Source organism: Methanosarcina mazei S-6, from assembly GCF_000970205.1.
Taxonomy (GTDB): domain Archaea; phylum Halobacteriota; class Methanosarcinia; order Methanosarcinales; family Methanosarcinaceae; genus Methanosarcina; species Methanosarcina mazei.
Genome location: NZ_CP009512.1, coordinates 782,632 through 806,263 on the forward strand (window position 1 = coordinate 782,632; position 23,632 = coordinate 806,263).

Genomic DNA, 23,632 nt, shown 5'->3' on the forward strand with positions numbered 1-23,632 from the left:
GCACCCGGCAGTCCTCTGGATTCTTTTACCGGGTCTTCCCGAACCTTCCGGTAAAGTTTAATTGCCTGCTGCCAGTATTTTAACAGAAGATTCATAAATCCGGAATTGGAAATTCAATCAGGAGTGAAATCATGCCAGCATCAGGAGAAAACAAAGTCATTGACATCATACTCAACCGACGGAGTGTCCGGGAATTTAACGACAGACCAATCAGCAAGGAAGAAATCAATAAAATTCTTAATGCAGGCCGCTGGGCTCCTTCCGGGTTGAACAACCAGCCCTGGCGCTTTATCGTTATCAGGGACCCTGAAACCATTCTTAAGCTTTCGGAATGCACACATTATTCCATTATTATTGAAGGAGCTCCCCTGCTTATAGCAGCTTTTCTGGATACTGAAAATTCCTACAACAGGACAAAGGATGTCCAGGCAATAGGAGCTTCTATCCAGAACATGCTTCTTGCCTGCTGTGACCTTGGCCTTGGTGCCGTCTGGCTGGGAGAGATCCTGAAACAGAATGAAAAGGTTAACTCAATCCTGCACTGCCCTCCAGAACTTGACCTTATGGCAGTCCTTGCTATAGGGGAGCCTGCGCCCGGAAAACGTACCTCTTCCAGAAAACCCCTTTCCGAGCTTGTTTTTAATGAAAAATACGGACAGAAATGGGAAGAATAAATTCCTGAATTTTGAGCATAATCAGGGATCTGAGCCAGCCTGGGAGAAGTTTATTCTGCTCAATTTTTTTCTGGTTTCTTCGCTGGCTGATACGGATTGTGCCTGATACTGATTTTTTGGCATTTTCCTTCAGGGAGTTTATTTTCTTTCATCATGTCTTACAAATTTTCAATATAATAACATTAAATATTATGAACTTAAAGAAAAGTATTAAATATAACTTCCTCATACATACATATGTCTAGCGAACAGACGTAAAAATGGGAAACGCCTCCTAAATATATTGTACAAACTTGCAATGCTGGAATTCCCCACCTGTGGTGCAGGCAGGTGTGGAGTTTCAGGTGCAAGGGAGTCACAAAAAATCCGGCTTTTTTCCTTTATTGATTATTTTTCTAAACTTTTCTAAATTTTTTTATGGATCTCTCCTGAAAAATGCCGTTAATTCGGGATTCTTGAGTTCACCTGCCCGGGCGGGTTGTTCTCTATCTTATACTGCTGAATTTCTACGGGTATTTTTCCTAAGAACAATCGTTTGGTTTGTGAGCTAAAGAGGATGTCCCGGGGCTTCAGGGACAAACAAAAAACAGAAAAAATTGCCATATTCTCTGGAAATGGCATTTTCTCAATGCATAAAGGAATGAAAAATTGGATCCGAATTATCCGGTGAATTTCATATATTTTTCAGGTCTTTTTTAAGGCTCCCTGTGTTGATTAATACGCGTCAATTTATACACACTTATTTATATATTTTAATTTATATATGTTGATTTATATATTGATTTATATGTGTTGATTTAGATTACGATGGAAGGTTCATCCGTTTCATTTGATTCTGTGGTTATTAGCTTTGAGAGTTTCACTCCTTTGAGCGCCATTATAGCTTCAGCAAGTTCGGTAATTTCTTTACCTTCTCCTTCCAGGACCACTATCTCGAAACAGTCTTCACGATCAGGATAGATATGAATTGAAGACCTTATCAGGTGAGAATAATGGTGCTGTATATCTGTCAGGACATTTGAAAGGCCGCGCTGTGTATGGTCGTAAATAATCACAATCGTTCCTACATGATGGCCTTTAATGTTACCCATCCACTCGTTGTAGGAAATATAACTCCTGATGGAGTCCCTTATGGCTTCCGAGCGGGAAGAATAACCTCTTTTTTCGATAATCTCATCAAATTTACCAAGAAGGGTATCAGGAAGGGAAACCCCTATCCTCATAAGTTCTGTTTCCATAGTACCACCCGCCAGGCAATTTCACATTTGCTGGTATGATATTACTTTGATAATTGTAAGTATTACTATATATGTTTAATTCACTTAAAGATTAATATAAAAGAGTTCTGTTGCAGTTAATACGGAAAATCTAACTGTATCCAAATATTTGAGTCACTTTACAGTCGTGCTGGATTATGTTGGACTATAATAATATCCCATTTCCAACCTTATCCTGACCCTGCAAAATGAAAAATGCAGCCCAGCTAGATGCTTTTTGATAGTCCTAACATAAGTAAAACAGTCTTTTGTTGCAGCAAAAGGCTCTTGAAATGCTGGCATCTGGTTTGAAATTTTTCTGGAAAACCGGAGTCTTTGCGACCTGATTGAGGATTAAATTTATAAGCTATTTAGCACTATAAACAGCCAGTTAACTGATCCCGGTCTTTTGAACCAGCTAACCTGCTGAGCTTTAACAATGAAGGTCTGTGGTGTAGAGGATATCACTGGAGCCTCCGGAGCTCCGAACCTGGGTTCGATTCCCAGCAGACCTGCTTCTTAACTCCACTGCAGGCTTTTTATAAGTTCACTGTGGAGCCGTTGAAAATCGGTTTTAATTTAAGCTTTGTATCCGGTTTTTTTCAGTCCGCCCTCCTGACCGATTTTCTACTCTATTCCGGATAAATCATTTTATTTAGATCAATTCAGGTCGATCATTAAGATTACAGGAACATTCTTAAATTCAGGTCGATTATTAAGATTACAGGATCATTCTTATCTACGGGCAAAAAATATAAAAAGAGAAGTGAAGTAAACATATACAAAAGAGAATTCTGGAGGTTTACAGGATGGCACGCGGATTAAATCGTCGCTCTATACGTATGGGGGGAAGAAGAATTTCCTTAATTCAGTTAATTCTCATAGCAATAATACTTTATTTCCTGCTTCGGTTTCTTCTGCCGCTTGTATGGACTCTGTTTTTGATCATTGTTTTGATCATACTTTTGAAAATAGTGCTGGAAAATCTTTGATTCATCTATATTTTCTTATTTATTTCACTTTTCTTTTTTCGATTTTATATCTTGAATTTAAATTTGCAAATATTATTATTATTTTTAGTAAAGTTAATCTCTGAGGAGTCCAGATTTACTCTTATTTTTAGAAAAGTTTTCCCGATTGGAGCTTAAAGTTACTTTAATTGTTTACTTCATTGTGGAAAGCTTAGCCTTACAAGTTTGATTTCCTTTAGTCACATTGGGGGTTGAGAAATATGGGGATAAAAAAGAACATAATTATTGGCAGAACCGTTCTGGTTCTTCTGGGACTTGCATTGATTACTTTTTGCTCCGGGTGTGTGGAAAAAAATATTTTTGCTGCAAATTTAGGGAGTAAAGTTTCTGCTGCAGACGAAATCAACACTTCTGCTTCACTTATCAACAGTGCTGAGACTCGAATTATGTCTGTAAGGCAGGACGTAGAGTCTAGCACCTATTCTAATGCAAAAATTAATCTGAATGCCTCAGAGACTGATTTTGAGGAAGCTTTAAAGATTCTCAATAATGCCTCTTCGGATTATGAGGAGGAAATTCAGGACATTGAGACATATAAAACTCTAGCTGAAGGCGGCCTGGATAGGGTTCATTCTCTGGAGAGTCTGATTACAGCTATGGAACATTCAGATAAATCCATGGCATATGCATATTCAAAAGAATTCAACCTGAGCAGAAAAGAACTTAATATAGCGAATGAAGCTTTAAATGAGTCTGCTGCTTCATCAATCTCGGCAAAAGAAAAAGTCTTTACGATCGATCCTAAGTCAGTACCGATAGAGCAAAAGAGTTCTATTATTCTGTTAAGAAACGATCTGGAAGCCAGCGAAACTATGCACAGCGAATTAAGACAGATGATGAGCGGAATGTATCCATACATGGACGGGTATGTGTGTCTTTCAAATGGAATAGAATATGGTGACGCTGAGGAATGGGGTAAAGCTGCCGATGAATTTGGAAAAGCTTCTGATAAGTTTTCTGAATCTCAAAAGATTCTGGAGACACTGAAAGATTCAGAGTATTCAGAGGTTTCTGTGACAGCCATCGAAATTTGCGGAATTCTGACTCAAGCGCAAAAAGATTTGCCACATATCGAAGCTGGCTGCAGATATATGGAAAAAGGCCGTTATTATCAGGCAAATGCAGAATTCAATAATGTTTCTTATTATTATTAATCCTGCTAAAAACACAATACAAAGAAACTGAGATAAAAGAATAATAAATGAAGAAGTTTCATCTTTCTTTTATCTCACTGCTATTTCATTACTACTTTTCTTTATTTCTCTGGTTTCACTTTTCTTTCAAATATTCATCAATTGCTTTTGCAGCCTTCTTACCTGCGCCCATTGCGCTGATAACGGTTGCTGCCCCTGTAACCACGTCTCCGCCGGCAAAGACTCCACATTTGGAGGTCGCTCCGGTCTCCTCATCAGCAACTACAGTTCCTCTCTTATTCTGTTCAAGCCCTTCCGAGCCTTTAAAAATGATCGGGTTTGGAGAGGTGCCTATCGCAATAACCACAACATCTGCCGGCACAAGGAATTCCGAGCCTTCAACAGGGACAGGGCTTCTCCTGCCAGATTTATCGGGTTCGCCAAGTTCCATCCTTATGCATTCGACACCTGTGACGTTGAACTTCTCGTCACCAAGGATGCGTACGGGGTTTGTAAGGAGCCTGAAAGTAATGCCCTCTTCTTTGGCGTGCTCGATCTCCTCACGGCGGGCGGGCATCTCATCCTCTCCGCGGCGGTAGACTATGCTTACCTCGTCTGCGCCCAGGCGGAGAGCAGAGCGGGCTGCGTCCATTGCCACATTTCCGCCTCCTACAACCACAACATTCTTCCCGCGCCTGACCGTGGTATCGTATTCGGGGTCATAGGCTTTCATGAGGTTTACCCGGGTCAGGAATTCGTTAGCTGAATATACGCCATTCAGGTTTTCGCCCTCTATTCCCATGAAGCTCGGGAGCCCTGCCCCGGTTCCAAGGAAAACGGCATCGAAATCGTCACATAATTCGTCAAGAGTCTTGATCCTGCCTATGATATAGTTGGGCCTGACCTCAACACCGAGTTTTTCAATGTACTCGATTTCCTGCCGGACAATTTCTTTTGGCAGCCTGAACTCGGGGATGCCGTAACTCAGGACTCCTCCGGCTTTGTGCAGGGACTCAAAGATTGTTACTTTGTGCCCGAGTTTTGCCAGGTCTGCTGCGGCAGTAAGTCCTGCAGGACCGGAACCTACAACTGCCACCCTCTTGCCTGTGGGCGGCATGACCTGTGGAGACTTCACACCTTTTTCGCGCTCATAATCTGCACAGAAACGCTCAAGCCTTCCGATTGCAACAGGCTGGCCCTTTTTCCCCAGTACACAGTGGGCTTCGCACTGGCTTTCCTGAGGGCAGACGCGGCCGCAGATTGCAGGGAGAGCGTTTGTGGCTTTAATCCTTTCAATTGCCCCTTCAAAATTCTCCTCACATATAAGCTGAATAAATCCCGGAATATCCACGTTCACAGGGCAGCCTTCAACACATTTCGGTTCTTTGCAGGCAAGACACCTGGAAGCCTCTGCAAGGGCATCTTCTTTCGTGTAGCCGAGGGCAACTTCATTGAAGTTCTTCCTGCGTTCCCCTGCAGGCTGCTCTGGCATTGGGGTTCTCTCTTTCTTTGCTTTTCCTGTCTTTTCTCCGTGTAATTCTTGCATTTTTTCTTCCCCTCCAGTTCAGTGCAGTCCGCACCTGCATTTCTCTTCATACTTTTCCGTTGCTTCTGTTTCTTCGCCGCGGTACATAGCAAGCCTGTTCATGAGCTGGACAAAATCGACCTTCCTTGCATCAAATTCAGGACCGTCGACGCAGGTAAACTTTGTTTCTCCGCCAACAGTAACCCTGCAGCCTCCACACATCCCTGTTCCGTCCACCATTATGGAGTTAAGGCTTACAAGGATTTCCACATCATAAGGAGAAGCAACCCCTGCTCCTACTTTCATCATAATTGGGGGTCCTATAATTACCACTCTTGCAACCTTTTCCCCGCTGTCCAGGATTCTTTTCATAATATCGGTCACAAACCCGTGGTGACCTTTTGACCCATCATCGGTTGCTATATAAAGCTCGGAACTGGCTTTCTCCATTTCATCTTCAAGGATAAGGAGGTCTTTGTTCCTGGCTCCGATTATGGAAATTACTTTATTTCCTGCATTTACGTAAGCTTTAGCCTGAGGGTAGACAGGGGCAACTCCTACTCCTCCTCCTACAAGAATTACAGTGCCAAGCTTTCTGATGTCGGCAGGAGTTCCAAGGGGTCCGACAAAATCTTCAAGGGAATCGCCTGCAGAAAGTTTTGCAAGCTGCTTTGTGGTCTTGCCCATTTCCTGAAAAATTACTGTAACCGTTCCTGTCCCTTTTTCAAAATCAGCAATTGTAAGAGGAACTCTTTCCCCCCTTTCATCAATCCTGAGGATTATAAACTGTCCGGCTTTTGCAGCCTTTGCTACATCAGGGGCATCTATTACCATCCTGTGCACCGATGGAGCGATTTCTTCCTTTTCCAGTATTCTATATACCATAAGATCACATTTTCCTGACTAAGAGCATATCTTCTGAACAAATGATAGGGTAAATTTAAATGTAACTGAAGTTTATGAAGGGTTAATCACATGAAAGATTTTTCCCATGAACTGTTTTTTCCATGAAGGCCTGTCCCTTTAACTTTCCGAATGGACGTTCTCCTTATACTGATTAATGGGATATATATTCTACCAAATAATTTTAATTATTCTAGCCTGTTTCGCTTCTTCTTATTTATTGAAACAAACGCCTTCTTTTTTGGCATCTTTTTTGAAAATGAGCAGGGTTTTTCAGGCCTTCTTATCCTTCCTACAAAAATTTAATAAATCTGGTGGGTGTAATAAAATTAGGGGTAAATTCCCAGGTCTATTTTATCCGGGAATAGCTGAAAGGAGGGATGAAAGAAAATAAGGCTCAGAGGCCTGAATATAACCATCTCGTTCAAAAGCAAATAGAAAATACTGTTCAGGAGACCGTTTGTTTGCTGCGAGGGACCTGATGATCAGCCTTAAAATCCCATAGATTAAGGTCTGCTAAATATAACCCATGACGCCTGAAAAGCGGGAGTCCTTAAAGGTTAACCGGGTCCTGGAACGCTGGGTTGAAACCTGTGGTATAAATTATATTTTCTAAGGTATAAGCTGATCAGGGGAGTTGAAGATATGCCAGAACATAAGAAAAAGCCTCTTGTAAGTTGCGACAAGTATGACGAGGAAGAGAAAAAAGAACTTCTTACGGAAGAAAAGAAAGATGTAGAAGAAGTTAAAGTTGAACCAATACACCCCTCCGAACAGAGAGGAGGTAAAAAGAAAAGCCTTCTTGACACGTGCAAGTAAGCAGGCTGACATTTTTTAATTTTTTTCTATTTTTTTACTTTTTTAATTTTTTCTGTTTTTTTACTTTTTTAATTTTTTCTGTTTTTTTACTTTACTAGCTTCTTTCTCCGTTTTTTTATTTTTCAAACTCCTTTTCTTATTTTTACTTTTCATCTTCTTTTCCTGTTTTTGCTTTTCTAGCCTCTTTTCAGTCTTTATTTTATTCTGCTTTTCCCTTTTTAATAGCAAGTTTTCTCAAATAATATATTGATATATGCTCATATATCCATATAACAATGCTTTATAATAAAGTAAAATTCTTTAAAGCCCTCGGGGATGAGACCCGGCTTACTATTCTCTCTTATCTGCTCGAGCATAGCTACTGTGCCTGTGATTTTTCATCCCTTACAAAAAAAGACCAGACAACCGTTTCAAAACATTTGAAGGTTCTTGTTGAAGCTGATATTTTAAAGTACGAAAAAAAGGGACGAAACATAATTTACAGCATTAAAAACAGGGAGATAGAATGCCTGTTAAGATCTCTTGGAATCAGGGATGTAAAACCCTGTTGCGACAGGCAACAGGCATCCTGGCTCTGTTTTTCGGTCGTGGCTGAAAACAGAGCTGGAAATCTTATCGATGAGGAGATTGAAGACCGGGCTGAAAGCGAAGCTAAGGATAAGTCGAAAGTAAACCTTCAGGCAAAAAAGAAATGAAGTTAAACAAAAATGAGGTAAAATAATGGACGCAAAATAATGGACGCGAACGAGAAAAAAGAAGTCATCAAGAAGAGATTTCAGGAAATTGCAATGTCAGGGGGGACATGCTGTTCCGGGGGAGGGTGTTGTGGAGATTCAAGTTCGTCAGATATTTCCAGAGCTATCGGCTATTCTGAAGCTGATATTGAGGCTGTTCCGGATGCAAACATGGGGCTCGGCTGCGGTAACCCCGCCTCTATTGCTGAATTAAAACCCGGTGATATTGTCCTTGATCTGGGTTCAGGCGCTGGATTTGATTGTTTCCTTGCTGCACAGAAAGTCGGAAACTCAGGAAAGGTTATCGGGGTCGATATGACTCCTGAAATGGTTGAAAAAGTGCAGGCTAATGCCCGAAAATATGGCTACTCAAATGTTGAGTTCCGCCAGGGAGATATTGAAGCCCTTCCGGTTGAGGACAGTTCCGTGGATGTTATTATCAGCAACTGCGTAATTAACCTGGCGCCTGATAAAGAAAAGGTTTTCAGGGAAGCTTTCAGGGTTCTGAAACTTGGAGGCAGGCTGTATATCTCAGATCTGGTTCTCCTTGATGAGCTGCCTGAAGACCTTAAAAACGACAGGGATCTTCTTGCAGGCTGTGTTGCAGGAGCCGTGTTAAAAGAAGAGTATCTGAAGCTTTTGAAAAGAGCAGGCTTTTCAGTTGAAATCCTGGCTGAGGATCCGGATATCAGTAAAAGTCAGTATAAGGGTCTGCCTGTAGAAAGCCTCAAATTGAAAGCGTGGGTATGACCATAACAGGAGCTTAATAAAATCTTCAAACAGAACAGGAAATTAATAAGATCTTCAAAATCAATTTTTTTCTTTTTCCTCTCTTTTTTAATGTTTAAATCTCTATTTCTTCTATTTCATCGGTTTCGGGAAAAGCTTATTTAACGGCTTCTTTATATATGGCTTGAAGAATCATGTTTTCATGTACTTATGTCTGATTCAATGTCTTTGCTTCCATAAATTCTCTTAATATTTCATCACTTCAGAACAATCTATATATTAATATAGAGTGGGGTATACTTAATTGGATAGATTTTATCAACATCTAAAGGAGATGACAGGATTAAGTCGATAATTCTTGCAGGTGGTTCAGGGACAAGGCTCTGGCCTCTCAGCCGGGAAATGTATCCCAAACAATTTTTAAAATTCGGGGAAACTTCACTTTTTCAGGAGACTGTACTTCGATGTCTTGAGGTTTCGGACATCTCTGAAGTCTTTGTCGTAACCAATGAAGCCCAGAAGTTTTTCGTTATTGGGCAGATCAAAGAAGCAGGGTATTCAATTCCTCCTGAGAATATATTGATAGAGCCTGAAGGCAAGAACACGCTTCCTGCAATTTTCTTTGGGATGAAAGAAATTGAAAAAAAATTCGGGGATTCAATTGTAGGAGTATTCTCCTCAGACCATGTCCTTGACAGGGCTGCAATGGCGACAATTTCTTCAGCTGAAAATCTGGCTTCGGATTATCTCGTCACTTTTGGGGTTGTTCCTACCTTCCCTCATACCGGGTATGGCTACATCAAAGCTTCAGAGGCATGCAGTCCGGGCTACAGGGTCTCAGAATTCAGGGAAAAGCCTGATTTTGAAACCGCAAAAAAATACATTGAGGAAGGGTGCCTGTGGAACAGCGGGATGTTCCTTTTTGAGACCAGGCTCTTTTTTGAAGAAGCCAGAAAACATGCTCCTTCAGTTTATGGCTGCTTTGAGAAAGAAGGAGATATTAATCAAATTTACGAATGTGTGGATAACATCTCCATCGACTACGGCATAATGGAGAAATCCGATAAGGTTGCGGTTGTAAGGCTGGATCATAAATGGAGCGACCTTGGAAATTTTGCAGCAATTTATGATGAGCTCGAAAAGGATTCTGTAGGAAATGTCATCCATGATTGTGACCCGATGCTTCTTAACTCCGACGGGAACCTGGTGTATTCGAGATGCGGCAAAATTGTTTCTTTGATTGATGTTAAGGATATGGTTGTCGTTGATACAAGTGATGCCCTGTTAATATGCCCCAAATCCAGCAGCCAGAAAGTAAAAGAAATAGTTTCCGAGCTGAAAGGCAGAAAAGACGAACGGGCGTTTATAGGACAGACAGTTTACAGGCCATGGGGGTCATATACATTGCTCGATGCCTCTCCCGGGCACAAAATTAAGAATATCACCGTGCTCTCAGACCATAAGCTGAGCCTTCAATTACATTACCACAGGAGCGAACACTGGGTGGTCGTAAAAGGTATGGCATGCGTGGAAGTTGATGGAAAGCAGTTTTTCCTGGGACCTGGAGAAAGCACATTTATCCGGGCAGGACAAAAACACAGGCTGTCGAATCCCGGAAAGCTCCCTCTTGAAATTATCGAGGTGCAGCTGGGAGAGCTTGTGGATGAAGAGGATATTGTCAGGTTTGATGATGTGTATGGGAGAAGATGAGTGAACTAGCAATATGATACGAAGTTGATATTTTTAATAAAATGATTGTGAGCATGGGAAACATTGGGGAAATGATATATGTATCAACAACGGTAAAAAGAAAGGTTTGAATGCTCCAGAAATTTTATGAAACGTAAACGATGTTTTAGACGTGCTCAACATAAATGCTATTTTCTCGAATATTTTAAAAATAGATCCTATTCAACGCCAGAGCATAATTTCATTGTTCTGGCAGGTATCATTTACAGCCATAGGCTTCCTGAGCACCATGTACTTCGCACGTGCGGTAGGTGCTTCAATTCTTGGTTCATATTTCCTTTTTTTAGCATATTATAGTATTTTTGGTATGTTCACCGATGGTGGATTTGGTGGAGCTGCAGTTAAACGTATCAGTGAGGGCGAAGAGCCAGATGCATATTTTAGCGCATACTTTATACTCCGGTTAGTGTTCACGATTACTGGAGTACTGGTTTTGATCCTGTTTAAAGATTACTTTGTGGATCTCATCAACTCCGGTATATTTGTCTGGTTGTTGATGTTATTGCTAGTCACAGCAATTGCGGGACCAATTTCAAGTGGGATTGCCGGTACAGGCAAAATGGGAGTACGCAACACCTGTGAAGGGATAAACAATATTTCGCGTGTTATAATCCAGATACCGGCAATATATCTTGGCTACGAGACCGCAGGTCTGGCTGGGGGCATGTTGGCTGGAGTGATCATAGCAGCAATAATTGAGTTCCGTTTTTTTGATCTGCATTTAGTAAGTTTCAAATGGGAGCATATAAAAAGCTTATCCGTTTTTTCTTTCTGGTTGTTTTTAACATCCAGTGGTGTGCTTGTGTTTTCACAGGCAGACACTGTTCTTATCGGGTACTTTATGGACATTGAAAATGTTGGTATTTACAGGGTAGTGCTTCAGTTTACAGGAGTTGCTACATTCAGCTCAAGTGCGATAAGGATGACGCTTTGGCCCAGAGTTAGCCAGTGGAGTAAAACCAATGAAATTCCTCTTATAGAGGAATCCCTGTCACGTGCGATTAGCTACTCATTAATTCTGGCAGTCCCCGTACTTGTGGGTGGTATATTATTGGGGGATCGACTGCTATATTCTTTTTACGGTGAAGACTTTGCCCAGGGATACCAGGTATTGATAATATTACTTGGTGTGCAGGTAATTAATGTGTTCCAGTATTTTTTTACAATGTATCTGGATGCTCTGGATCATCCTCAAGAATCATTTAAGGTCACAGCGGTCGGTGTTGGAGCAAACATTGCGTTGAATATAATACTTATCCCTCTCATGGGTATAAACGGAGCAGCAATAGCAACACTGGCAACAATGTCACTCAACGCCTTACTCGCCTGGAGTGCTTTATCCAGGCATATGACAGTAAGATTGGAACGTCAAAGTCTGTCTAATATCATGATATCTTCGGCCATCATGGGAGTGATTGTTGGTGGGTATCGTTTGTTTGTGCCGCTTTCCAATGTCTGGGTTACGATACTTGTGGTTGCTATCGGTGGGGTAGTATACGGTTTCTTGATCCTGAAATCTGATAAAAAAGTGTACACTGAAATGAAAGATATTGTGGAGAAGGTCGGTATAGGTTTTGTTTGGCCAGGATGGTTGTGAATCGACATTTATACTTGGCACTTATAATGCGGCTTCTAAGAATTCATGTTTTTAAATAAGACCCCAAATTTCCTAAACCACTTATGCCCTGCATAGTTACGTATAATTTTGCAAAAACCAGGATTTATGTTCAGTCTATTTTCCTAGTATCGTGAAAACCCAAATGTTGAACATATATTTTAATGACTACCATCAGCTGATATTGTTTTGATCTAAATTGATGATCCATAATTAAGTTTTCATGGTACTAGTGCTTAGATTCCAAAATAGATTCATTGGTGAACAGAAAATTTGTTGATCAATAGACCGATTCAAAATCAATGTGCATATGAACACACTTTGGAATCGCAGTACTAGATTACAGATACATGAATCTTTGTTCCTTTTTTCTTTTTTAATCCATAAACCATCTTCAGACCGTTTTTTTAGCCATTTTCACGCAGTTTCTAAGGCCCGTATTTTTTGGCATATCTGCTCGTAAAAATCTATAACAGGAGTATAAAGATTCCATTGATATCCTGACAATATATGGTCATTATTTTTTCTTTTAACTTTTGGTTGAGATTGAAAGTGCATGTGAACATGCCCCAACTAAACATCACCGTTCTTCAAAGCGTATACTATCCTCTATATAACATAAACTTAAATTATACACCATTTTAAAAGGGGTCTATGGATAACTTAGCACAAAGATCAAGTTGGAAAATGTGAGAAAGATGACTGGAATTAGCGTCATTATTCCTACATGGAATAGAGCAGAAACACTTGGTAAGGCTATTTCAAGCGCCTTAAACCAAACTCTTCCTCCTCTTGAAATCATTATTTGTGGTGTTGAAGGTTCACCAGATCAAAAAGTTGTTAACTCAATCAACGATCCTCGGGTGAGATGGATAGAGGGTGGGCGTGATGGGCTTGCCTCAATCCCTCGTAATAGAGGTATTAAAGCAAGCAGGGGAGAGTGGTTAGCATTTTTGGATAGCGATGATGAGTGGTTACCGGACAAACTTGAAAAACAGCTCAAGCACGCTAACAAAATGGGATGCAGTGCTGCATGCTCTGACGCAATAAGGTATATTCCGTCTCAAGGGTACGCAGGAACGATAATTAACGGGGCTGTTTCTGGAAATTTAATATCTTTTCCTTTACTTACTTGTGATAATTATGTGGTTTGCAGTTCGGTTTTGATTAGAAAAGACATTGTGGAAAAATGCGGTGGATTCCCAGAAAGCAGATCATTGAAAGTTGGGGAAGACTACGCATTGTGGCTGCGTACCGCTACATTTACGGATTTCGCCTTTGTAAATGAACCATTATTAATTTATAGAGACGAACCTCAAACAAGTATAAGAGCTTTTAGCCCACCTATTTTGGATCTGAGAGTTAATGTTTTTAAGTCATTTGTCTCATGGGTAAATAATCCTGACTATGATATAAACAACAAAAAATATCTCTATCTAGCAAAAAAATTACTTTTTGAAGCTCGTACCCGAAAAATATTATCCAATTTCTCCGAAAACACAAAAAGAGTACTTAAAGAAATAAACCTGAAAAATTATAACATACGATAAAACATGAAAATATTACATACCGTTGAGTTATATCATCCCTCAGTAGGAGGATCACAGGAAGTAGTACGTCAACTTTCGGAAAGGCTGGTCCGATTGGGTCACGATGTGACTGTAGCAACAACAGATTTGCCAGAAAGGAATTTTAAAGTTTACAATGGTGTCAAGATTGAAGAGTTTAATATCTGGGGAAGTGAAGTAACAGGTTTTTCAGGTGAAGTAGAGAGTTATAAACAGTTCCTGCTTGAGTCCAATTTCGATATCATAATGAATTATGGTGCACAGCAGTGGGCTACCGATCTGATGCTACCTATACTGGATAAAATTTCTGCAAAAAAAGTTATTGTACCTTGCGGCTTTTCCGGACTATACCTGTCAAAGTACGGCAAATACTTTGAAAAAATGAAGTCCTTGCTCAGACAATATGACAGTTGTGTCTATCTTTCAAACAATTATAGAGACATCAACTTTGCCCGAAAGTATGGAGCTGCTGAAAATTGCATAATTATTCCAAATGGGGCAGCACTGGATGAGTTTGAGCTGAAGCCTAATATTGAAATTAGAGCGGCACTGAATATTCCAAAAGACCACTTTCTGATAATGCATGTGGGATCTCATACAGGTATGAAAGGACATAAAGAAGCTATTAAGATCTTTAAAAAAGCAAAAATAAAACACAGCACTTTTTTGATAGTGGCCAACAGCTTTGGCGGTGGATGTATAAGACGCTGCCTGCTGGCTGAAAAGCTATACAAATATAGCCCTTTTTCAAAATTATCTGACAAAAAGATTGTAATAACATTTCTCACAAGAGAAGAAACTGTTGCTGCATACCACGAAGCCGATCTTTTTCTCTTCCCTTCGAATGTAGAGTGCTCTCCGATTGTTCTTTTCGAGGCTATAGCTTCAAAGACACCTTTTCTAGTAACAGATGTTGGTAACTCTAAAGAAATTATTGAGTGGACAAACGGCGGTGAACTTTTGCCAACATTAAAACGTGCAAATGGCTTCGTCAAAGCTGATGTCAATAAATCGGTTAAGACCCTTGAGAATATATATAACGATAAAGGCAAACGTCAGTTTCTTTCTGTTAATGGGTATAACTCGTGGAAAAACTCATTTACCTGGGAACTGATTGCAAAAAGGTACGAAGCCTTATATCTGAAACTGATAGATGATAACAAATAAAATTTTTTAAGCCCCTATGCCAATTCAGATGCCGGGGTGGAAGGTCTGGTTTTTTCACGTGAATGGAAAAATGCGGTACTTAAATCACTGATTCCGGAATAAAAGAGGCGAAATGAGCATAAACTTTTCGAAAACTGGATGAGATCATAAGATGCCAAAAGTAACCGTATTAATGGCTGTATTTAATGCAGAAAAATATCTGAATGAGGCAATTGAGAGTATTTTAAACCAGACTTTCAGTAATCTAGAATTTCTGATTATTTATGATAAATCTCAGGACAAAACCCTTGAGATACTGAAAAGTTATAGCGACCCGAGACTTAGAATAATCGAAAATGAGGAGAGACTGGGCTTTGTAAAATCCTTAAACAAAGGTCTATCCCTTGCTGAGGGTGAATTTATTGCAAGAATGGATGCAGATGACATCTCACTCCCGAAAAGATTGGCTATACAGCTCGATTATTTTGATAGTCATCCCTTTATTGATTTTGTATGCAGTTCGATTAGTGTAATGGATGAAACAGGGTGTGTCATCGATTACATAGCTGATATATCCTCCTCCGATGAAATATATTATACACTAAACTTTAGAAATTGCATTGCTCACGGCTCTGTTATGTTCCGAAAAAGTATAATTGATCTGGTTGGTAATTATGAAGAAAGCTGTGCAGCTGAAGATTATAATTTATGGCACAGAATCTCAAAAAAATACGTTATCCATAAAATAGATCAGCCACTATATGGGTGGAGAACACATAAAACGTCAATCAGTTCCGTAAACTCTACCAGACTCAGAGAAGCTGCATATGGAATTTTTCGGGCGAATTTAATAAACTTACTTGGAAGAAACGTTGAAGGCAAATTAACCAGGCTTGTGTGGGATAATTTCTGCAATACTCATTATGCTGACCTCAATGACTATTCGTACAAAGAAATAGCCACTATAGCAGAGCTGATCAGGGAGTTGAATATAAAAATTGTAAATACTACGCCACCCGGTTTAAGTAAACGTGTGATAACCGATCTGGGTAATGAAAAGTATATGCGATACCTGTTTGTAACGGGAAGAAAAATGGGTTTATTTAAAACGCTTGAACTAATCAATAGTATCGATGAAAATAGTATATATAAAGTCTCAATAATCCGAAAACTGATTAACAATTTTATAAAAAGCACGATAAATAAAAAAGACATCGGAAGAAATTATTGAATCATCCTGGGGCCTGTTGCAAACTAACTCCAGTGGCATACGGTTGTTTCTTAACAAAATAGGTTGATAAAATAGGTTGACAAAATAGGTTGATAAAATAGGTTGACAAAATAGGTTGGATAACTTATCAAGATAATTGAGTACAGCGCGAGAGTTTACTTGAGCCATTTAACCATGGGTCTTAAGATTATTTCTTATAATCCTGCGACTCAGTTCCAGTAAAAAACAGGGTATCATGTATACTGATTTGATACCAAAAATCTTAACCAAAAACACGATATGGTTTCTTGCATAATAGTAAGTCTGACTCAAGGGATCGGATATTCTGCAGCCACCAGTGTTAATTTTTGCGTGATCTGCCACGGCCTTTGGCTGAAAATAATACCTGTACCCTTTCTTTGCGAGTCTGAGCTGCAAATCACTCTCTTCTCTACAGTAGTTTCTTTTATACGTGTTTTCAGTATACCCTCTCACTTCTCTTAATATTGAGGTATCATAAAGACTGCACGCATGTCCAATGACAACTTCCATAAGTTTACCACCAAAATCTTTGCTGTAATTATTAAAGATCTCACCGGTCCATTTATTTATCAAGAAAGGTACATTCTGTTTTGCAGCCTGGTTTACAGCTTCACTTCGCTGGTCTATTTTTTCAATAAGGCGAGGAACTACTATTGCTCTTATTCCTCTTGAACGCAACAAGTTATAAGTATCAACCATTACCTCCAAAAAATCAGGATGTAATATCAAGTCGTCCTCTATATATAGTGTTAATTCGCCTGTTGCCATAGCCAACGCTATATTTCGATTTCTTGGACTGCCCTGATTATTCGCATTTATGTTCACTTTTATCCGGGAATCAAGTTTAGTAAACTCCATCACAATAGTTGCTGTATCATCAATTGACCCGTCATCCGAAATTATCAATTCCCAGTTAGTATATGTTTGTTTTAGTATGGAGTCAACACAGCGTCTCACAAGTGAAGACCTGTTATACGTAGGTAAAATTATCGAAACTCTGGGTGTTTTATTCACAGTTCATCCACCTGTTCATAGATCTCGCGAGTTTTTCTCGCGGCTTTTTCCCAGCTAAACATTTTTGATCTGTCAAGTCCCTTCCTGATCATCTCTTCTCTGAGCCCGTCTTCTGTTAATACTTCATACATTTCTTCAGCAAATTTATTTGCGTCGTATGGGTCTATAATTATAGCAGCATCCCCTACAACTTCAGGCAGTGAAGAGCTGTTTGATGTTATTACCGGGGTCCCGCAAGCCATAGCTTCGAGAGGTGGTATTCCAAAACCCTCATACAAAGATGGAAATACAAATAAGTCTACAGCATTGTATATTTTTGCTAATTCACTCTCTGGCACATACCCTGCAAAGATAACATCCTTCTGTAAATTCAGGGACTCTATTTGTTTCAGGAGTTTTTCTCTTACTCGCAGGTAATTTGGCGTTCCGACTTTCAATAATTTTATCTGTGAAATTTTACTTTTTAATTTATCGAATGAATTTATTAAAACTTGAATATTTTTTCTTGGTTCTTCCGCTCCGACATACAGGATTACTTTCTCATCTTCTTTTATTCCATACTTTTTCAAAATTGACTTATTTCGATTTTGATAGTATAAATTGTGGTTTACAGCAGGAGGTATAATCTCTATCTTATCTTCTGGATATCTTATATGTTTAATAATATCGTTTTTAGAAAATTCGGATACCGTAATTATTTTTTCTGCTTTTCTCAATCCTTTTGCATTAAGTTTCCATATGGGGTTCTGGGTATGATAGTATGCAATAGGTATAATATCATGGCAGGTAACAATTGTTTTTTTTAAATCTATTAGCTCGAGAAGAAACGCCAGATCCTGGCGGGTCACATGCTTAACGTTATTCTTAGTTACTTCTTTCTTTACAATGAATGGATATACAAAGTATTCAACAATTTTATTAACCCCAGGTGTCTTTGATATGTCCGGATATTCAATCCTATTTAATTTGACGTTCCCTAGCTTGCTATTGATTTCACTTTGATATTTTGACATCCCGAATATCTCATCTGTTTTCAGGCCGTTTATATAATCAATTTCCATATCTAAATTCCCCAAAAATCCAGGAATAATTCTGCAAAGGTTGCTTTTAATGAAAAAATTAATGATTTGTCTTATTACTTTGCTTTATGTACTCTTTTTCTATTCTAGCTGATACTTCATTCCAGTCCATTATTCCCTTTAATCTCCCAGAAACCGGTTCTCTTTTAAATATCTCAATTTTTTGAAGCGAATCAATCACTTTTTCTACTGTTACAGGATTCTCAATCCCTGCGCAATTTTCCCCATCAACAAACTCTTCAAGTGCACTCCCCTTTGCAACCACACATGGTATTCCTGCAGCCAGTGCCTCAGCAACCGTTATTCCATATGCTTCATGGGAAGAGAGCATCAAAAATATATCGGCATCTGCATAACATTCGAGAAGCTCCTCTCTTGAAAGATTTTTCAACCACTCGGCCCTTTCAGCCACCTCCATGCTTTTTGCCATATTTCGGAGCTCTTCTTCGTAGGGTCCCTTTCCAACAACCCTTAACCTGAAATCTTTCAGTTCAGGCAGGCTTTGAATTATATACTGCACCCCCTTATACTCTTCCAGACGACCAACATAAAGGAGAGTTTTCTCTTTTCCTCTTTTCTTTTCAACGCCTTTACCTTTTTGACTATTTCTCAGATGCTCAAACTCTTTGAGATTGACCCCATTTGGAATTTTTACAGTTTTTCCTTCAACTCTAAAATCAGCCTCAACTAGCCTTTTTTCGTACTCTGAGACACATATCACGGAATCTGACCTGGAAAATATCACTTTTCCAAAGAGCCTGTACGGCTTATGCAGCAGGTTTCTAAATGCTGTATGCCCGCTCCTGTGGTAATGAGGTGTAAATACAAACCTTCTTCCACGTTTTCCAAGAGCTGCAAATAAAGCAGGAAGAGCGTGATAGCTGTGTGCATGAATCACATCAAAATTGTGCTTTTTAAGATAAAAATAGATCTGCGGGGCAAAGTAGTATGCATTTCCTGGGGCGAAAGACCTGAACCTTAATATCTTTACCCCATTTATAGTGTCCCTTTTTTCAAGTTTTCCAGAAGGGTCTGTTGTTATAACCTCAACATCATGCCCTGCCCTGACCAGCCTCTCGCTAATTTCTTTGACATGTGTTTCCACTCCTCCAATATCAGGAGAATAACGAGGACAGATCTGGGCTATTTTCAAGAATAAACCTCTTTTACACGAATAATTATAAGGAGTAATGCATTAGCTTAATATAAAGATAATGTGATAGTTAAGATAGATGGCATTCAGCAGAAGCATTTGCATAGTCGGACCTTCCAAGCGTTTTTTAAGTGGAATCAGTTATTATACTATTCGTCTGGCAAATGCAATGCATTCGGAAAAAGATGTTTCTGTTATCTGCTTCAGACAGTTGTTGCCAACCTTTCTTTTTCCCGGAAAGTCTCACGTCGGAAAAGATATCTCTAACCTGAACTTTTCTTCCGGAATCCCTGTTTTTGATGGAATGGACTATAATAACCCACTGACGTGGCTCAGGGCATATAATTTCATTAAAGAACAGAAACCTGATGTCATAATTTTGCAGTGGTGGACCTCCTCAGTTGCCCATATGCAGCTCCTGTTAAAGATATTTGCAGGCATGTCAAATAAGCCAAAAATTATAATCGAATTTCATGAAGTCGTGGATCCCTTTGAAGAGTCCATACTTCCTATTCGGTTATATTCGAAAATAACGGGAAAACTGCTTCGCAAAAACCTTGATGCATATATTACCCATTCGGAATCCGATAAACAGCTTGTTGCAGAAAGATATACAATTGCCCCTGAAAAAATCCATGTAATTCCACACGGGCTTTATGACCAGTATGGAAAACTGCTCGACACAAAGGAAGCAAAAAAGAATCTCTTGATAAATGAAGAGTTTGTGATTCTATCTTTTGGTTTGATCCGAAAGTACAAAGGGACTCCCTACCTTATAAGAGCCTTTGAGCAGCTTCCTCCCGAAATCCTTGAAAAAAGCAGGCTATTGATCGTCGGAGAAATCTGGGAAGACCGAAAAGAACTGTTTGACCAGATTAATGCGTCTCCAGCACACGATAAAATTACGCTTATAGATGAGTACGTTCCTGATGATAGGGTAAATATTTATTTCAGCGCTGCAGATGTGGTGGTTCTGCCCTACCTGAGGGCTTCCCAGAGTGGGATTGCCCATATTGCTATGTCTTTTGGAAAACCGGTGGTAGTCTCTGAAGTAGGCGGCCTGAAAGAATCAATGGCAGGGTATGAAGGTACTTTTTTTGTCCCTCCCGGAGATGTCGAATCCATCAGGGGAGCTGTCCTGAGCCTTCTAGGGACAGGGGAGTATTATGAAGCTCCGGACCAAAAATGGGATAAAATTATAAACTGTTACATTGAATTAACACAATCCATTTAATTTTTTCTTCTGTTGGTGCATCTCTGAAGCCATTTTAATCAGTTTTACGGTGAGAAAATTGAAATTATTATAAGTAATACAGGAAAAGTAAAACCGAATAAATACAACTGAATAAATACAACTGGATAAATACAACTGAATAAATAAAACCGAATAAATACAACTGAATAAATAAAACCGAATAAATAAAACCGAGTAAGTAGAACCGAAATATACATAACCTTTGAATCTCTCTGATTCTCTTCTAATACAAATTATATATTTGTCGCGAAATGAACCTCTTGAAGGGGATTATTATGGTTTCTCAGGATCGTCCTGCAACAACGTTCAAGTCTAGAATAAAGTCCAGCTTGCCTTATACCCTGGTAGTTGCGATAATTGGCTTTGTTTCCCTGTGGATTAGAACACGTCCGTCTGAGTATGTTTTTCTATCCAATGGGTTTGTAAGGTTTGGGGGCAATGATCCCTGGTACCATATGCGTACCCTGAATGTTCTTCTCGAAAATTATCCTCAAAGGATGTTTTTCAACCCTATGACCAATTATCCTTATGGCAGTTACATCCATTTCGGTCCTCTTTTTGACCAGATGATGGCCATAATATCCTTAATTTTAGGACTGGGCAGCCCGAGTCAGGATCTTATCAATACTGTTGGTGCTTATTTCCCTGCAGTTCTGGGTGCTCTTACTGTTATTCCTGTTTACTATATCGGAAAATACCTCGGAGGTCGTAAAACCGGCATCCTCGCTGCAGTCCTTATTGCTTTTGCTCCGGGACAGTTTTTGTCACGTTCGATAATTGGTTTCACGGACCATCACGTGGCTGAGTCTCTATTTAGCACATTCTTCATGATGTTTTTCATGCTGGCAATAATTACTGCAAAGAAAAATAATTTGCGTTTTGAAGATTTATTCAATAAAAACTTCAATGTGGTTAAGGAGCCGCTTATTTATTCTGTAATTGCTGGTGTCATGTATTCCGCTTACCAGCTTTCCTGGCCAGGAGCTTCTCTTTTCTTGTTTATTGCCCTGGTTTATGCTGTTGTCCAGTATATCCTTGATAACTTTAATGGCGAATCGAGTGATTATCTCGGGTTCACAGGTATTATCACATTTCTGGTAAGTGCAATACTTATACTTCCATTTGTCCACCCTGATATGGGATTCTCTCTATATTATTACTCCTGGTTCCACGTTGCAACAGCCACCGGAATAGTAGTTTGTTTTGGAATTTTGAGCTTTATTGAAAGAGAATTCAAAAACCGAAATCTAAAAGCTTACTACTATCCTCTGGCAATATTCGGACTTGGCATTTTCGGACTCCTTGCAATAAGAATCGCGTCCCCACCCATTTATTCACTTATTATAAACGCTCCACATACCGTATTTGGAGTCCAGACAGGCGGTCCTTCCACGATTGCCGAAGTATCCTCAATATTTTACGACGGTGGGGTTTTTACCCTCTCAAGAGTCTTTGGAAACTTTACTGCCTCGGGTTTCTTTGCTTCTTTGCTTGGAATGCTCGTCCTGATTGCAAATGCTGTCCGGAAACCGAAACCTGAAAAGGTACTGGTTCTTGTCTGGAGTGTTTTAATTCTCTTCACAATTTACGGCCAGAACCGCTTCGCGTACTATTACTCAATAAATGTTTCAATTCTCAGTGCCTACATAGGAGGTTTACTTCTTGAAAAGGTAAAGTGGAATGAACTTGATGAAAAATTCAAGTCCACTGTTAAATCTCCTGCAGATATTCCGGGCTTTTTGAAGTTCCTAAGGGTAGAGCAGGTTCTTACGGTCCTGGCTATAGTGGTTGTACTTATTTATCCTGTGTACGGGTCTGCAATGGAACTTACAAAAGGCACAGGTGGTCCTGATGGACCCTGGATAGAAACGTGTCTCTGGCTCAAATCCTATACTCCTGACCCGGGAATGGATTATAACGGAATTTACGAAGCTCCTGAAGACGGGAAGCTTTTCGATTATCCTGATTCTGCATACGGAATTATGTCCTGGTGGGATTATGGTCACTGGATTGAAACTATCGGGCAAAGGATGCCCAATTCAAATCCTTTCCAGGCAGGAATCGGAGGACGCAGGGGAAGCATGGAGGAAGAAAATCAGCCTGGCTCTTCTACTTTCTTTACAGCTCAGTCTGAAGAAGAAGCAACTGAAGTGCTGGAGGCTATCCATCCCGACCCTGAAAAAGAAGGCGCTCGCTATATCATCTCGGATATTGAAATGGCCACTGGCAAGTTTTACGCAATGACTGCCTGGACCCTTGATACCGAAGGCTACTACCAGCCTTACTGGACTGGCAGTGACTACCAGTATCTTCCCTCCACACGTTATTTCGATTCAATGGTGTCAAGGCTTCACCTTCTGGACGGAAATGGGCTTAAACATTACCGCCTTGTCCATGAGACCTGGGCTTATCAAACCCAGGAAGCAGGATACAAGCAGGTCTATAATTTACTTTATGGAAGCAGCGTCCCTGAAGTTGATTCCGGCTATGTCAAGATTTTCGAGTATGTAATGGGTGCTAAAATCACAGGAACAGCTTCCCCCAATGAGACCGTTAATATAAACACAACAATTTTGACAGGTCAGGGAAGAACGTTTGAGTATTCCCAGTCAACAAGTTCTGACTCTGAAGGAAGGTATGAATTTACTGTTCCTTATCCGACAGAAGGTCCCATCCCCGGGGAAACACAGTTCGATACTGCACCTGCGGGCGCTTATGTCGTAAGCTATGGGGATATAACAAAAGAAGTAAGGGTGAATGAGGAAGCAGTGCTGAATGGACAGGAAATAAAAATCTAATGGCAACTTAAAGCCGGAAGCGGGATCTAAAGCTGATATGTGCCGGGATATGCAGATCCTGGGATGTGCAGAAAAAATTAAACTGCACCTGAAAATCTAAACTGCGTTTCTTTCTGCATATCTCTCTTCATATCTTTCTTTAGTCTTTCCGCCTTTTGTGATTTATCTGCCATAAATTCTCTGTCAGAATTCTTTTTTG

The 23,632-nt window shown here is 39.9% G+C and carries 19 protein-coding genes and 1 tRNA gene; 13 read left to right on the top strand and 7 right to left on the bottom strand.

The genetic code is table 11. The features are described 5' to 3' along the window. The first annotated feature begins 131 nt into the window (after nt 1-131). Nucleotides 132-674, top strand: a complete 543-nt coding sequence (locus MSMAS_RS03435; RefSeq protein WP_011032618.1) for a nitroreductase family protein — start codon at nt 132-134, stop codon at nt 672-674. Between the two features lie 797 nt (nt 675-1,471). Here MSMAS_RS03435 and nikR read toward each other — a convergent pair. Continuing rightward, nucleotides 1,472-1,912 carry a nickel-responsive transcriptional regulator NikR gene (gene nikR, locus MSMAS_RS03440; RefSeq protein ID WP_011032617.1) on the bottom strand — a complete coding sequence of 147 codons (441 nt, stop codon included), beginning with the start codon at nt 1,910-1,912 and terminating at the stop codon, nt 1,472-1,474. A 461-nt stretch (nt 1,913-2,373) separates the two neighbouring features. Between nikR and MSMAS_RS03445 the strand changes: the two genes are divergently transcribed. Both MSMAS_RS03445 and MSMAS_RS03450 read left to right on the top strand, forming a co-directional pair. Then, nucleotides 2,374-2,445, top strand: a tRNA-Arg gene (locus MSMAS_RS03445). A 716-nt stretch (nt 2,446-3,161) separates the two neighbouring features. Then, entirely contained in the window at nt 3,162-4,115 is a 954-nt protein-coding gene (locus MSMAS_RS03450; RefSeq protein ID WP_080503021.1) for a hypothetical protein, read from the top strand. A gap of 115 nt (nt 4,116-4,230) precedes the next feature. Here MSMAS_RS03450 and gltA read toward each other — a convergent pair whose 3' ends face one another. Then, a complete protein-coding gene (gene gltA, locus MSMAS_RS03455; RefSeq protein ID WP_011032615.1) occupies nt 4,231-5,640 on the bottom strand; it encodes an NADPH-dependent glutamate synthase in 1,410 nt (469 codons plus the stop codon). Nucleotides 5,641-5,658: 18 nt separating this feature from the next. Continuing rightward, nucleotides 5,659-6,504, bottom strand: a complete 846-nt coding sequence (locus MSMAS_RS03460; RefSeq protein WP_011032614.1) for a sulfide/dihydroorotate dehydrogenase-like FAD/NAD-binding protein — start codon at nt 6,502-6,504, stop codon at nt 5,659-5,661. Between the two features lie 663 nt (nt 6,505-7,167). On the opposite strand from MSMAS_RS03460, the gene MSMAS_RS18570 reads away from it, so the two are divergent. Beyond that, a complete protein-coding gene (locus tag MSMAS_RS18570) occupies nt 7,168-7,341 on the top strand; it encodes a hypothetical protein (protein WP_155395188.1) in 174 nt (57 codons plus the stop codon). Between the two features lie 60 nt (nt 7,342-7,401). Here the strand turns inward: MSMAS_RS18570 and MSMAS_RS18575 are convergent, their stop codons facing one another. Beyond that, nucleotides 7,402-7,569: a hypothetical protein gene (locus MSMAS_RS18575; RefSeq protein WP_155395187.1), complete on the bottom strand. Its 168-nt coding sequence runs from the start codon at nt 7,567-7,569 to the stop codon at nt 7,402-7,404. Between the two features lie 47 nt (nt 7,570-7,616). Here MSMAS_RS18575 and MSMAS_RS03465 point away from each other — a divergent pair, with 47 nt between their 5' ends. From MSMAS_RS03465 to MSMAS_RS17815, 7 genes are all read left to right on the top strand, one after another. Continuing rightward, entirely contained in the window at nt 7,617-8,036 is a 420-nt protein-coding gene (locus MSMAS_RS03465; protein ID WP_011032613.1) for an ArsR/SmtB family transcription factor, read from the top strand. 39 nt (nt 8,037-8,075) lie between these two features. Continuing rightward, nucleotides 8,076-8,825: an arsenite methyltransferase gene (locus MSMAS_RS03470; RefSeq protein WP_011032612.1), complete on the top strand. Its 750-nt coding sequence runs from the start codon at nt 8,076-8,078 to the stop codon at nt 8,823-8,825. 321 nt (nt 8,826-9,146) lie between these two features. Further along, on the top strand, nt 9,147-10,514 hold the full coding sequence (locus MSMAS_RS03475) for a mannose-1-phosphate guanylyltransferase/mannose-6-phosphate isomerase (protein WP_048040536.1): 1,368 nt from the start codon (nt 9,147-9,149) through the stop codon (nt 10,512-10,514). A gap of 151 nt (nt 10,515-10,665) precedes the next feature. Continuing rightward, on the top strand, nt 10,666-12,150 hold the full coding sequence (locus tag MSMAS_RS03480) for a flippase (RefSeq protein ID WP_048036360.1): 1,485 nt from the start codon (nt 10,666-10,668) through the stop codon (nt 12,148-12,150). A 707-nt stretch (nt 12,151-12,857) separates the two neighbouring features. Beyond that, nucleotides 12,858-13,718, top strand: a complete 861-nt coding sequence (locus MSMAS_RS03485; RefSeq protein WP_155395570.1) for a glycosyltransferase family 2 protein — start codon at nt 12,858-12,860, stop codon at nt 13,716-13,718. A 3-nt stretch (nt 13,719-13,721) separates the two neighbouring features. Further along, nucleotides 13,722-14,903: a glycosyltransferase family 4 protein gene (locus MSMAS_RS03490; RefSeq protein ID WP_080925739.1), complete on the top strand. Its 1,182-nt coding sequence runs from the start codon at nt 13,722-13,724 to the stop codon at nt 14,901-14,903. 151 nt (nt 14,904-15,054) lie between these two features. Beyond that, entirely contained in the window at nt 15,055-16,113 is a 1,059-nt protein-coding gene (locus MSMAS_RS17815; protein ID WP_052716851.1) for a glycosyltransferase family 2 protein, read from the top strand. Between the two features lie 168 nt (nt 16,114-16,281). Here the strand turns inward: MSMAS_RS17815 and MSMAS_RS17820 are convergent, their stop codons facing one another. Genes MSMAS_RS17820 through MSMAS_RS03510 form a run of 3 tightly spaced genes read right to left on the bottom strand, consistent with a single transcriptional unit; the run spans nt 16,282 to nt 19,380 of the window. Next, nucleotides 16,282-17,148 carry a glycosyltransferase family 2 protein gene (locus tag MSMAS_RS17820; protein WP_052716852.1) on the bottom strand — a complete coding sequence of 289 codons (867 nt, stop codon included), beginning with the start codon at nt 17,146-17,148 and terminating at the stop codon, nt 16,282-16,284. Then, the gene (locus MSMAS_RS03505; RefSeq protein WP_048038650.1) at nt 17,145-18,209 is read right to left on the bottom strand and encodes a glycosyltransferase family 4 protein; all 1,065 of its coding nucleotides are present in this window, start codon (nt 18,207-18,209) and stop codon (nt 17,145-17,147) included. The genes MSMAS_RS17820 and MSMAS_RS03505 overlap by 4 nt, the downstream gene beginning before the upstream one ends. 58 nt (nt 18,210-18,267) lie before the next feature. After that, nucleotides 18,268-19,380: a glycosyltransferase family 4 protein gene (locus MSMAS_RS03510; RefSeq protein WP_015411250.1), complete on the bottom strand. Its 1,113-nt coding sequence runs from the start codon at nt 19,378-19,380 to the stop codon at nt 18,268-18,270. A 79-nt stretch (nt 19,381-19,459) separates the two neighbouring features. Here MSMAS_RS03510 and MSMAS_RS03515 point away from each other — a divergent pair, with 79 nt between their 5' ends. Then, nucleotides 19,460-20,614, top strand: a complete 1,155-nt coding sequence (locus MSMAS_RS03515; RefSeq protein WP_015411249.1) for a glycosyltransferase family 4 protein — start codon at nt 19,460-19,462, stop codon at nt 20,612-20,614. A 296-nt stretch (nt 20,615-20,910) separates the two neighbouring features. Further along, nucleotides 20,911-23,433, top strand: coding sequence for an oligosaccharyl transferase, archaeosortase A system-associated (locus tag MSMAS_RS03520; protein ID WP_048041854.1), 2,523 nt, complete (start codon nt 20,911-20,913; stop codon nt 23,431-23,433). The last annotated feature ends 199 nt before the right edge of the window (nt 23,434-23,632 follow it).